The organism is Stenotrophomonas sp. SORGH_AS_0321 (assembly GCF_031453215.1).
Lineage (GTDB): Bacteria > Pseudomonadota > Gammaproteobacteria > Xanthomonadales > Xanthomonadaceae > Stenotrophomonas > Stenotrophomonas chelatiphaga.
In genome coordinates this window covers 952596-964858 of sequence record NZ_JAVIZG010000001.1, presented here as the reverse complement: position 1 = coordinate 964858, position 12263 = coordinate 952596, and the positions used below count along the sequence as shown (strand labels likewise).

Below are 12263 nucleotides of genomic sequence, written 5' to 3'. Positions count from 1 at the left end.
ACCGGCGCATCGGCGACAATGGCGGAATGAACATCCAGCTCAACGGCCAAGCCCGCACCCTCGCCCCCGGCGCCACCGTCCAGGACCTGCTGCAGCACGAACAGTTGCTCGAACGTCGGGTGGCGGTAGAGGTGAACAGCGAGATCATCACCCGCAGCCTGCATGCCACGCACGTGCTGGCCGACGGCGACGTGGTGGAGATCGTGCATGCGTTGGGCGGTGGATGACGCCTGCTGCCGTGGGATCGGCCAAGGAGGGGCTCGGCGCCACCGGTTCCTGCAGCCCCTGCATTGGTTACCCCATGCGATAATCGCGTCATGAACCATCACGCCCCTTCTGATTCGCTGGTCATTGCCGGCAAGACCTACGCCTCGCGCCTGCTCACCGGCACCGGCAAGTTCAAGGATCTGGACGAAACCCGCGCGGCCACCGAAGCCGCCGGCGCGCAGATCGTCACCGTCGCCATCCGCCGCACGAACATCGGCCAGAACCCGGGCGAGCCGAACCTGCTGGACGTGCTGCCGCCGGACCGCTTCACCATCCTGCCCAACACCGCTGGCTGCTATACCGCCGAAGACGCGGTGCGCACCTGCCGGCTGGCGCGTGAGCTGCTCGATGGCCACAACCTGACCAAGCTGGAAGTGCTGGGCGACCAGAAGTCGCTGTACCCGGACGTGGTCGCCACGCTGAAGGCCGCCGAGATGCTGGTGAAAGACGGCTTCGAGGTGATGGTCTACACCTCCGACGACCCGATCCTGGCCAAGCGCCTGGAAGAGATCGGCTGCGCGGCGGTGATGCCGCTGGCCGCGCCGATCGGTTCCGGGCTGGGCATCCAGAACAAGTACAACCTGCTGCAGATCATCGAAGACGCCAAGGTGCCGATCATCGTCGATGCCGGCGTCGGCACCGCGTCCGATGCCGCCATCGCGATGGAACTGGGCTGCGACGGCGTGCTGATGAACACCGCCATTGCCGGCGCTGGCCACCCGGTGCTGATGGCCAGCGCGATGCGCAAGGCGGTCGAAGCCGGCCGCGAGGCCTTCCTGGCCGGCCGCATCCCGCGCAAGCGCTATGCCAGCGCCTCTTCCCCCATTGATGGATTGATCGGCTGATGACCGACCCGTTTTCCAGTACCGGCTCCAAGGCCCCGGCCAAGCCGTTCACCGTCCACGAAGGACGCCGCGAGATCCGCAGCTTCGTGCTCCGCCAGGGCCGCTTCACCCCGGCCCAGCAGCGCGCGTTCGATGAGCGCTGGCCGCGCTTCGGCCTGGATTTCAGCGGCGAGGTGCGTGACCTGGCCGCCACCTTCGGCCGTGATGCGCACAAAGTGATGGAGATCGGCTTCGGCAATGGCGTGGCCCTGCGGTTCGCTGCCCAGCAGGATCCCAGCCGCGATTACATCGGCATCGAAGTGCACGCGCCCGGCGTGGGCCGGCTGTTGAACGCGCTGGCCGATGACAACGTCGACAATGTCCGGCTGTACCACCACGACGCGGTGGAAGTACTGGAGAAGGAAATCGCCGACGGTGCGCTGGACGAAGTGCGCATCTATTTCCCCGATCCGTGGCACAAGAAGCGCCACAACAAGCGTCGCCTGCTGCAGCCGGCGTTCGCCGAACTGCTGGTGCGCAAGCTGCGTCCCGGTGGCCGCCTGCACTGCGCCACCGATTGGGAAGACTACGCCGAGCAGATGTGGGACGTGCTCGACGCCACCGCCGGGCTGGTCAACCGGGCCGGCCCGCGCGGCCATGTGCCGCGTCCGGAATGGCGGCCGCAGACCCATTTCGAGACCCGCGGCCAGAAGCTTGGCCACGGCGTCTGGGACCTGTTGTACGACCGCACCTGACCTCCTGACTCCGACCGGACCGCGCCCCCCATGGAAACCGCGCTGACGCTGACCACCGACATGAAGCTCGTCCTCGGGCTGGTCGGTTTCACGATGGCGATGTTCCTGTTCGAGCGCATCCGCGCCGACGTGGTCGCGCTGGTGGTGCTGGTGGTGCTGGGCGTGACCGGCCTGATCGCGCCGGAAGAAATCTTCGGTGGTTTCTCCGGTAACGCGGTGATGAGCATCATCGCCACCACCATCCTGGGCGCGGGCCTGGACCGCACCGGCGCGCTGAACCGGCTGGCCGCCTGGCTGCTGCGGCGCGGGCATGGGGTGGAACAACGCCTGCTGATCATGACCACCGCGATCGCCGGCTTGAACTCCTCGTTCATGCAGAACCCGTCGGTGATGGCGCTTTACCTGCCGGTCGCCTCGCGGCTGGCCGCGCGCACCGGGCTGACCCTGCAGCGCCTGCTGCTGCCGATCGCCGCGGCCATCGTGATGGGCGGTGCGCTGACCATGGTCGGCAACTCGCCGCTGATCCTGCTCAACGATCTGCTGGCTTCGGCCAACAACAACCTGCCCTCCGGCCTGGCCACCATCGAACCGCTGCGGATGTTCGCCCCGCTGCCGATCGGCGTGGCCCTGCTGGTGGCGTCGCTGCTGTACTTCCACTTCTACGGCAACCGCAAGCTGGTGGAAGAGGAAACGCTGGCCAATGACGGGGTGACCCCGGCGCGTACGGAAAGTTACTTCGCCAAGACCTACGGTATCGAAGGCGATGTCTTCGAACTGGTGGTCACCGCCGAAAGCCCGTTGGTCGGCATGACCCTGGGCGAGGCCGAAACCGTGCACGATGCGCCGCTGCTGCTGGCGCTGAAGACCGGCAACGACACCCGCCTGGCGCCGCCGGCAGAGATGCGCATCTGGGTGGGCAGCGTGATCGGGGTGATGGGGTCGCGGCAGCTGGTCAGCGATTTCGCGCAGAACCAGTTCCTGCGCATGTCCTCGCGGCTCAAGCACCTCGGTGACCTGTTCAATCCCAGCCGCGCCGGTATTTCCGAAGCGGTGGTGCCGCCGACGTCCGATGTGATCGGCAAGAGCGCGGCCGAACTGCGCCTGCGCAAGGAACGCGGCCTGAGCCTGCTGGCGATCAACCGCGACAAGCAGGTCATCCGCGAGGACGTGCGCAAGGTGCAGCTGCGTGCCGGCGACATGCTGGTCTTCCACAGCATCTGGACCGACCTGGCGCAGGCCGCGCGCGGGCGCGAGTTCGTCATCGTCACCGATTACCCGAAGGGCGAACAGCGCCCGCACAAGTTCAAGATCGCGATGAGCATCTTCGCGCTGACCATCCTGATCGCGCTGACCTCCAAGCTGCCGGTGGCGCTGACCCTGATGACCGGCGTGGCCGGCATGCTGCTCACCGGCGTGCTGCGCATGGACGAGGCCTACGCATCGATCAACTGGAAGACCATCTTCATGATGGCCGGGCTGATCCCGCTGGGCTGGGCGATGGATTCCAGTGGCGCGGCGGCCTGGGTGGCCGGGCATACCATCGACAAGCTGCCCGAAGGCATCCCGCTGTGGGTGCTGGAAGTGGCGCTGGCCCTGCTGACCACGGCGTTCTCACTGGTGATCAGCCATGTCGGGGCGACCATCGTGATGGTGCCGATCGCGGTGAACCTGGCGTTGGCGGCCGGTGGAAATCCCACCGCATTCGCGCTGATCGTGGCGCTGTCGGCGTCCAATAACCTGATGACCGCTTCCAACCCGGTGATTTCAATGATCACCGGCCCGGCCAACTACACCCCGCGCGAACTGTGGCGGGTGGGCGCACCGCTGTCGTTGATCTACACGCTGGTGGTGGTGGCGATGATCAACATCATGTTCTGAGCCGGGTGCATGACGGCCCGGTAGTGACGGCCGCTGGCCGTCATGCCCTGTCCTGGTGGGTGACGACCAGCACTGGTGGGTGACGACCGTTGGTCGTCACGCTGTTGCCCTGGTCCCGCTGCGCTCGCCGAGCATGGCTCGGCGCTACCGATGCAATGCCGGCCCGGTAGTGACGGCCGCTGGCCGTCATGCCCTGCCCTGGTGGGTGACGACCAGCCTTGGTGGGTGACGACCGTTGGTCGTCACGCTGTTGCCCTGGTCCCGCTGCGCTCGCCGAGCATGGCTCGGCGCTACCGATGCAATGCCGGCCCGGTAGTGACGGCCGCTGGCCGTCATGCCCTGCCCTGGTGGGTGACGACCAGCCTTGGTGGGTGACGACCGTTGGTCGTCACGCTGTTGCCCTGGTCCCGCTGCGCTCGCCGAGCATGGCTCGGCGCTACCGATGCAATGTTGACGGCCAGCGGCCGTCATGTCCTGCCGTCCAGCCCTGCCATCAACCCGCCAGGAACACCTGGCCATCGCGTACCTGCAGCGGCACGGCCCGCAGCCGGTCGCCCTTGCACGGGCCGGCCACGCATTCGCCGCTGTCCAGCGCGAAGGAGGCGCCATGGGCGGCGCAGACCAGATGCCCCTCGCGGCTTTTCAGGAACTGCCCCGGCGCCCAGTCCAGGCGTCGCCCGGCATGCGGGCAGATATTGAGGAAGCCGCGCACGCCATCGCCATCGCGATGGATCAACAGCGATTCCGCATCGCCTTCAAGCAGCACCTCGACCTCGGCGAAGCCGCCGTCGGTGACGTTGTCGAGCGCGATCAGCGGCTGTTCGGACATTTCTGACTCTGGAGCTGGAATAAATCCAATTGTCGCATGGCTGGAGATATGGCTGGCTGTCGCATGAACGCAAGTCATTGATATGCAATGAACACGGCGGCAAATTAACGATTTTTTCACTCACCAGATAAAGCATCGCCCCGATACTGTCGGTTCGCTGGTTTCAGCAAAGTGAGTTACCGATGATCAACCGCACCTTCCAGTTCGCCCAGTTCCGCACCCTGCTTGCGCCGCGCAAGCCGCGTCATCCGTTGGTGCGCGTCGCGGTGGGCCTGCTTGGCGTCGCCATCCTGGGCGTCATGGTGTTCGTCGGCGTGTTCGTGGGCGCGGCGATGATCATGGCCGGCCTGGCCTGGAAGCTGCTGGCCCAGCGCAAGGCGCCCGCACGGGCGGTCGATGCCAACGTGGTGGAAGGCGAGTACCGCGTGGTGCGCAAGCCGGCGTTGCCGACGCACTGATCGGGTCGTCCCGGCCTGGCGGTTGCCCGGTAGTGACGACCGCTGGTCGTCATGCTCTTTGCCTTGATAGTGACGACGGCTGGTCGTCATGCTTCTGGGGGGCCGCTGCGCTCGCCGAGCATGACTCGGCGCTACCGGACGCGACCGGCGCTACACTGCGACGACCTGATCGTTAGGACGCGCGCATGACCGATGTAATTCCTGCCCAGCCCATTCCCCGCATCCCGGTAGTCGGCGGCGGCACCTTTCCGGTGCACCGCATCTACTGCGTGGGCCGCAACTTCGCCGACCACGCCAAGGAAATGGGGGCGGCGGTGCCGGACGCAGCAGCGCGCGGCAAACCGATGTTCTTCAGCAAACCGGCCGATGCCATCGTGGTCGGCCATGACGATGTGATCCCCTACCCGCCCGCCACCAGCGACCTGCACCACGAAGTGGAACTGGTCGTGGCGATCGGCGTGGATGCCCCCGACGGCGTGCTGCCGATCGAGCAGGCGCTGTCGCTGGTCTACGGCTATGCCGTCGGCCTGGACCTGACCCGCCGCGACCTGCAGGCGGCGGCCAAGCAGAAGGGCCATCCCTGGGACACCGCGAAGGGCTTCGATGCGTCCGCGCCGATCAGCGAGATCGTGCATGCCGGTGAAGTGGGTGACCTGGCCGCACTCAACCTGTCGCTGGAAATCAATGGCGAAGTGCGCCAGCAATCGCTGCTGGACCAGATGATCTGGAACGTACCGGAAATCCTGCACGAGCTGTCCCAGCTGTGGCGCCTGCGCGCGGGCGACCTGGTGTTCATGGGCACGCCGGCCGGCGTGGCCGCATTGAAGCCCGGCGACCGTTTCAGTGCGCGTCTGGAGAACGTCGGCGAGCGCCATGGCGTCATCGCGGGCTGACATAGGCTGCGTTAGCCTTTAACGCGATTACCCCACTTTTTCAGGAGACCTCAATGGGATTCATCACTGAGTTCAAGGAATTCGCCACGCGTGGCAACGTCATCGACCTGGCCGTCGGTGTGGTCATCGGCGCGGCCTTCGGCAAGATCGTCACTGCGCTGGTGGAAAAGATCATCATGCCGCCGTTGGGCTGGGTGATCGGCCAGGTGGATTTCTCCGACCTGGTCTGGACATTGGCGCCGGCACGCATAGCGGCCGATGGGGCGGAGATCCCGGCGGTGGTGATCGGCTACGGTGATTTCATCAACACCGTCATCCAGTTCGTGATCGTGGCCTTCGCCATCTTCCTGGTGATCAAGGGCATCAACCGCCTGTCGAAGAAGAAGGAAGCCGCGCCGAAGGGCCCGAGCGAAGAAGTCCTGCTGCTGCGCGAAATCCGCGACAAGCTGTCTGCCCCGCAGGGCTGAGCCGCTGCCGTGTGCGACCCCGGGGTCAGGTTCCTTCGCGTTGAAGGAACCTGGCCCCTTTTGCAGGTGACCTTTGCTCCATCTGTCCGGTTCTGGTCATTTCCGATGGGCATGACCTAGGGCCCATGCACCCGGCAATGACGCTGCTAAGCTCAGACGCTTATGCCCCCTGCCGGAGTCCTCTCCATGCGCCGCCGCGTTCTTGCCATCGCCTCTTCCCTTGCCCTGCTCGCCTCGCCGGCGTTCGCCGCGCCGCGCATCACCACCCTGCCCCCGGCTTCGCTGGATACCGCCGCCCAGCTGCGTGAGCAGGCATTGGCCGATGACACCGGCTGGAAGGTGGTGGAATCACTGACCACCGAAGTGGGCCCGCGCATCGCCGGCAGCGAAGCCGATGCCCGCGCGGTGGCCTGGGCCGAGGCACGCTTCAAGACGCTGGGTTTCGACAAGGTATGGAAGGAACCGGTGACCTTCCCCAAGTGGGAACGCCGTAGCGAACATGCCGCCGTGGTCGGGGCGCATGCGCAGCCGCTGGCGATCACCGCACTGGGCGGCAGCCCGGGCGGGAAGGTGCAGGCCGAGGTCGTGCGTTTTGCCGACCTGGCCGCGCTGCAGGCCGCACCGGCCGGCTCGCTGCAGGGCAAGATCGCCTTCGTCGATTACCAGATGCTGCCGTTCCGCGATGGCCGCGACTATGGGCGCGGTGGCGCGATCCGCAGCAAGGGGCCGTCGGAGGCGATCCGCAAGGGCGCCGTCGGCTTCCTGATGCGATCGGCGGGCACCGATTCGCACCGCGTGCCGCATACCGGCATCACCCGCTACGACGACGGCCTGACCCCGGTGCCGTCGGCCGCCTTGTCCGTGCCCGATGCCGACCAGCTGGCGCGCCTGGTCGCGCGCGGTGCCACCACCGTCAGCCTGGCGCTGGATTGCGGCTGGGATGGCACGGCCACGTCCTACAACGTGATCGGTGAAATCACCGGGCGCACGCTGCCGAAGGAAGTGGTGGTGATCGGTGGCCATCTGGATTCCTGGGACCTGGGCACCGGCGCCATCGATGACGCGGCCGGCGTGGGCATCACCATGGCCGCAGGGCACCTGATCGGCCAGTTGAAGCAGGCGCCCAAGCGCAGCATCCGCGTGGTCGCCTTCGCCAACGAGGAACAGGGTCTGTACGGCGGCAAGGCGTATGCCGAAGCGCATTCCAAGGACATCGTGCTGCACCAGCTGGCAGCCGAGAGCGACTTTGGTGCCGGCCGCATCTATGCGTTCAATACCGGATCGCCGAACCTGGAAGGATCACGCGATGCCACCCGCCAGATCGCCGAGGTGCTGAAGCCGCTGGGCATCGAGTACGTCGCCGACAAGGGCGGCCCGGGCCCGGATATCGGCCCGCTCGCCGCCAAAGGCGGCGCCTGGGCCTGGCTGGCGCAGGATGGGACGGACTACTTCAACCTGCACCACACCGCCGACGACACGCTGGACAAGATCGACCCGAAGGCGCTGGCGCAGAACGTTGCCGCCTACACCGTGTTCGCCTACCTCGCCGCCGACGCCGATGGCAGCTTCGGCAGCGAGGCCAAGGCGACCGTACCGCCGGGCGAATAAGCCCCCAGCCCATTGCGCCCGGGCGGACCCCGGGCGCAATGGCGTTCAGCCGGTAGCCTTGGCGATGCGGTTCCACAGGCTGGCGCCCTTGATGCCCAGCCGATCAGGTTCGAATACCGGATCGATGCCCGCCTTGCGGCTCGTTTCGTAGTCGCGCAGCGCCGCCAGTGCCGGCTTGTGCAGCAGCAGGATGGCGATGATGTTGAGCCAGCTCATCATGCCCACGCCGATGTCCCCCAACGTCCAGGCCACCGTGGCGCTGTTGATCGCCGAGTACGCCGCCAGCGCCAGGAACAGCACGCGGAAGGCGTTGACGATCCAGGCCGCAGGCTTGTCGCGGCACAGGTAGCTGACGTTGGTATCGCCCATGTAATACAGCGCCAGGATGGTGGTGAAGGCAAACGGCAGGATCGCCAGCGCCACGAACGACTTGCCGAATCCGGGCAGCGCCGATTCCACGGCGTGCTGCACGAAGCGCGGCCCGGCCTCCATGCCCGGCAGGTTGTCCAGCAGCATCCGGGCCTGGTCGGGCACGCCGTTCACCGCTGGATCGTAGACGTTGTACATGCCGGTGGACAGGATCAGGAAGGCCGTTGCGCTGCATACCACCATGGTGTCGATGTAGACCGAAAACGCCTGCACAAGACCTTGCTTGACCGGATGGGAGACCTCGGCCGCCGCCGCCGGGTGGGCACCACTGCCCATGCCGGCTTCGTTGGACAACACGCCGCGGCGGACGCCCCACTGGATTGCCACGCCGATCATCGCGCCGAACGTGGCATCGACGCCGAAGGCGCTGCGCACGATCAGCGAGAGCACTTCGGGAATACGCTCGTAGCTCAACAGCATCACCACCAGCGCCACCAGCAGGTAGGCGGTGGCCATCAGCGGCACGATCCACTGGGTCACCGCGGCGATGCGGCGCACCCCACCGAAGATGATCAGTGCCAGCAACAGCACCACGCCCACTGCGCTGGCGTGCACCGGCAGGTCCCACGCTTCATGCAGTGCACTGGCGATCGCATTGGACTGGGTGCCGGCCAGCATCGCGGCGGCGGCCACCGTGCAGATGGCGAAGATCACCGCGTACCAGCGCTGGCCCAGCCCCTTTTCCATGTAATACGCCGGCCCCCCGCGGTACTGGCCCTTCGCATCGCGCTGCTTGTAGATCTGGGCGAGCGTGGATTCGATGAATGCGCTGGATGCGCCGAAGAACGCCACCACCCACATCCAGAAAATGGCCCCGGGCCCGCCAAAGGCGATGGCCATTGCGACGCCGGCGATGTTGCCCACGCCGACCCGGCTGGACAGCGAAATGTTCAATGCCTGGAACGGTGACAGACCCGATTCCGACGCGCGGTGCTTGAACATCAGCCGCAGCATCTCCGGCAGCGCACGCAATTGGATGAAGCGCGTGCGGATGCTGAAGTACAGGCCACCCAGCAGGCACAGCGCGACCAGGTAAGGGCTCCAGACGATGGCGACGATGGCGCCAACGATCAATTCAATGTTCACGACTCAACTCCACGAGGCAGAGGGTTGCATCCACACTGACCCGTTCAGGAAGCCCCAACAATGAGGAAAGCTGTGAAAGTGGCGCGGAAGCAGGGATGCGCCGGCGGGGGGACATGGCGCAATCGAGGCGGGGCGGATCTGGGGCATTGCCTACGCAACAATCAGACTTCGGCCATCATCAGCAGCCGCAATCCTGACCCTCCCGGCCCTTCCCGCACCGCAACGGAATGCGGTTGTCGCCACGTGCACCCTGCTGACGCGCACATTGGCAAACCCCTCCTGAATCGACTGCGCTGGCAGCCCCCTGCGACAGGTCCTTGGGACCAGCATCGCCCTGCCACACGCGGTCCGGCTGCCCGCCTTCCGGCACAGTCCTGACGCTCTTCGTTTCCCGCGACGCGGCGTCCGGCGCGATGCAGCAGCCATGCAAACAAGGAGCTGTCCTACGATGAACGCACGTCCCCTGCCCACGGCCTCCACCGCCCTCGTGGATGTAGAGGCGCTGGAATCCGCAACGCCCAACGCCGCCGCCAACGCCCTCGGACACGGCTTCATCCGCGCCTTGCACGTGCCGCTGGAAGACATCCGCGTGCAGGAGCAGGGACTGCACCTGCACATGATCCAGTTGGACAGTGCCGCGTGGGTCGGGCACGACATCGAACGGTGCGGCGTGGGCGCCGACCCCGCGCAGGCGACCCGTTCGGGCATGTACGCGGCCATTGCGCAGATCATCCATGCAACCCATTGGCGGAGCTCGAAACTGGACGCGTGCAGGGTGGCCGACTATCTCGCACTGCCCGGCGTCGACGCCGCCCTGGGCGACCTGGTGCCGATCATGGCCGAGCAGCCGGAGCGCCGCATGGCCATCGTCTCCCTGCAGGAACTGGGCAGCGAACGCACCCTGGCGGTACCGGTGGTCCTGCTGCATCCGGCGTTCCAGTGCGGTACCAGAACGGACGCGGGCGCGTCGCAGGACGATTTTGACTACCACCTGCTGCGTCGCTACGGCAGCACGCACAGCGTCGCCGCCGCGCCCACGCAGGAGGAAGCCCTGCTGCTGGGCCTGCTGGCCGCGCAGGAACGGATGGCAGCGGGCATGTTCGCCGTGCAGGGGCTTGCACTGCGCCAGCAACGATACCTGCGCCAGGTCGACATGGGCACCCTGCCGCCGCAGATCCGAAGCCTGTGGGAGCTGGTCCGGCAACGCGAGGGTCACCCGGTGCACCTGTTCGACATAAGCGGCAGGGGCAGGGTCCCGACCTACCTGGCCTGCGTGGAGACCACGGCGGCGACCGCCTTGCGGGTTACCGCAGGTGCGGGGTTCACCTGCGAGCACGCCGCCACGCGGGCCCTGCGTGCCCTGCTGAAAGCGCACGAGTTCACGGCCTGGTCCGGCCGCCGCCGCCATGGCGCCGCAGCGCGCGGCCTGCCGCGCCACGAGGGGCTGCTGGGCATGCAGCAAGCACCACAGCGCCCGTACGGCATCCAGAACATCCAGGACATCCTCGCCAGGGGCGGATTCGACAAAGTGCCTTTCGGCCGCACGATGGTCCCCGTGGCAGGGTCGCTCGGCGGGCGGATCCAGCACCTGCATGACAATTTCAGTCGCAGCGGCATGACGGTGTGGCTTGCACGCTATCCCTCGCCCCGGTGCTGCAACGACGTGGCCTGCCTGCAGGTAGTGCTGACGCCGTTCGATGCCGGTTTCCTGCTGCTCAACGGCGTGCCGGTGAGCCTTCCACTGGCGTCACTGGATGCTGCCGCCAACGACGGCTGATGCCGGCAGGCGTAAAAGAGCCCGGCCGTGGAGTCGGCCGGGCTGCCGCAGCGACCCATCCCACGCGATGGGCGGCACCCTGTGGATGCACCGGCCAACAACATCGCATCGGAGAGAAAATGCGATGCCGCGCCTACAGCGTGCTGGCCACGTCGGCCGCCGGCCATGGGATGAAAGGCAGTTGTGGGGTCAGGCAATGCGGGAACGTGCCCACTGGGCCAGCAACACGGCCGTTGCCGACGCCACGTTGAGGCTTTCCACCGCCCCGCTGCCGGGGATCGACACCTGCAGGTCACACGCCGCGGCCAGGGCCCGATCCATGCCTTCGGCTTCAGCGCCCATCACGTAGACCAGCCGCTGCGGCAGTTCGACAGCGAACACGTTGCTGCCCCCATCGACCAGGGTGGCAGCGAGGCTGAAGCCGGCCTGGCGCAGCTGCGCCATCGCATCGGCGGTGGCCGGCAGCTGCACCAGCGGCAGCGCCTCGGCACCGCCTTCAGCCACGCGCGCGGCTGCTCCGGAAATGCCCAGCGTGCTGCCTTCGGCCAGCAGCAGCCCACCGGCACCGAAGTGCGCGGCCGAGCGCAGGATCGCGCCCAGGTTGTGCGGATTGCCCACCCCATCCAGCCACAGCGCCAGCACCGGGCCTTCCGGCAGCTGCTGCAGCCACTGCGACAGCTCCAGCACCGGTGCGCGCTGTACATCGGCCACCACACCTTCATGGTGAGTGGTGCCGGACAGCTTGTTCAGGTCCCCGTCTTCCACCACGCGGTAGCCGATCCGGTTGGCCACGCACCACTTCAGCAGCGGCTGCATGCGCGGAATCAGCCCTTCCAGCAGGTAGATCTTGCGGACCGCCTGCGGGCGCTGGTTGAAGGCGGCCAGCACGGCATTGACGCCGAACAGGCGCAGCTCGTCGCCATTGCCGCGTGCCGCCGGCGCTGCCGGCGCGTCAGTACGCGGCAGCGGGGTGGCGCGCGGCGGACGCGCGG

The 12263-nt window shown here is 66.9% G+C and carries 12 protein-coding genes; 9 read left to right on the top strand and 3 right to left on the bottom strand.

What is annotated here, in order from left to right:
- The first annotated feature begins 26 nt into the window (after nucleotides 1–26).
- The 4 genes from thiS to QE373_RS04035 all read left to right on the top strand — a co-directional run bounded on the left by thiS (nucleotide 27) and on the right by QE373_RS04035 (nucleotide 3724).
- On the top strand, nucleotides 27–227 hold the full coding sequence (gene thiS, locus QE373_RS04050; RefSeq protein ID WP_123699031.1) for a sulfur carrier protein ThiS: 201 nt from the start codon (nucleotides 27–29) through the stop codon (nucleotides 225–227).
- Between the two features lie 90 nt (nucleotides 228–317).
- On the top strand, nucleotides 318–1112 hold the full coding sequence (locus tag QE373_RS04045) for a thiazole synthase (RefSeq protein ID WP_123699030.1): 795 nt from the start codon (nucleotides 318–320) through the stop codon (nucleotides 1110–1112).
- Nucleotides 1112–1846, top strand: coding sequence for a tRNA (guanosine(46)-N7)-methyltransferase TrmB (trmB, locus tag QE373_RS04040; protein WP_309683840.1), 735 nt, complete (start codon nucleotides 1112–1114; stop codon nucleotides 1844–1846). Before QE373_RS04045 ends, trmB begins: the two co-directional genes overlap by 1 nt.
- A 30-nt stretch (nucleotides 1847–1876) precedes the next feature.
- Entirely contained in the window at nucleotides 1877–3724 is a 1848-nt protein-coding gene (locus QE373_RS04035; protein ID WP_057687373.1) for an SLC13 family permease, read from the top strand.
- Between the two features lie 493 nt (nucleotides 3725–4217).
- Here QE373_RS04035 and QE373_RS04030 read toward each other — a convergent pair whose 3' ends face one another.
- On the bottom strand, nucleotides 4218–4553 hold the full coding sequence (locus tag QE373_RS04030) for a Rieske (2Fe-2S) protein (protein ID WP_309683838.1): 336 nt from the start codon (nucleotides 4551–4553) through the stop codon (nucleotides 4218–4220).
- Nucleotides 4554–4735: 182 nt separating this feature from the next.
- Between QE373_RS04030 and QE373_RS04025 the strand changes: the two genes are divergently transcribed.
- The 4 genes from QE373_RS04025 to QE373_RS04010 all read left to right on the top strand — a co-directional run bounded on the left by QE373_RS04025 (nucleotide 4736) and on the right by QE373_RS04010 (nucleotide 7979).
- Complete coding sequence (locus tag QE373_RS04025; RefSeq protein ID WP_309683836.1) at nucleotides 4736–5011, top strand: hypothetical protein; 276 nt, start codon at nucleotides 4736–4738, stop codon at nucleotides 5009–5011.
- Nucleotides 5012–5196: 185 nt separating this feature from the next.
- A complete protein-coding gene (locus tag QE373_RS04020; RefSeq protein WP_309683834.1) occupies nucleotides 5197–5904 on the top strand; it encodes a fumarylacetoacetate hydrolase family protein in 708 nt (235 codons plus the stop codon).
- Nucleotides 5905–5957: 53 nt separating this feature from the next.
- Nucleotides 5958–6371, top strand: a complete 414-nt coding sequence (mscL, locus tag QE373_RS04015; RefSeq protein ID WP_057687369.1) for a large-conductance mechanosensitive channel protein MscL — start codon at nucleotides 5958–5960, stop codon at nucleotides 6369–6371.
- Nucleotides 6372–6557: 186 nt separating this feature from the next.
- Nucleotides 6558–7979 (top strand): M28 family peptidase, encoded by a 1422-nt coding sequence (locus QE373_RS04010; RefSeq protein WP_309683832.1) that lies wholly within the window; start codon nucleotides 6558–6560, stop codon nucleotides 7977–7979.
- A gap of 45 nt (nucleotides 7980–8024) precedes the next feature.
- Here QE373_RS04010 and QE373_RS04005 read toward each other — a convergent pair whose 3' ends face one another.
- Nucleotides 8025–9494 (bottom strand): alanine/glycine:cation symporter family protein, encoded by a 1470-nt coding sequence (locus QE373_RS04005; protein WP_309683830.1) that lies wholly within the window; start codon nucleotides 9492–9494, stop codon nucleotides 8025–8027.
- Between the two features lie 448 nt (nucleotides 9495–9942).
- Here QE373_RS04005 and QE373_RS04000 point away from each other — a divergent pair, with 448 nt between their 5' ends.
- Nucleotides 9943–11271 (top strand): YcaO-like family protein, encoded by a 1329-nt coding sequence (locus QE373_RS04000; protein ID WP_309683828.1) that lies wholly within the window; start codon nucleotides 9943–9945, stop codon nucleotides 11269–11271.
- A 189-nt stretch (nucleotides 11272–11460) separates the two neighbouring features.
- Here the strand turns inward: QE373_RS04000 and QE373_RS03995 are convergent, their stop codons facing one another.
- Nucleotides 11461–12237, bottom strand: a complete 777-nt coding sequence (locus tag QE373_RS03995) for a TrmH family RNA methyltransferase (RefSeq protein WP_309689550.1) — start codon at nucleotides 12235–12237, stop codon at nucleotides 11461–11463.
- Nucleotides 12238–12263 lie beyond the last annotated feature (26 nt).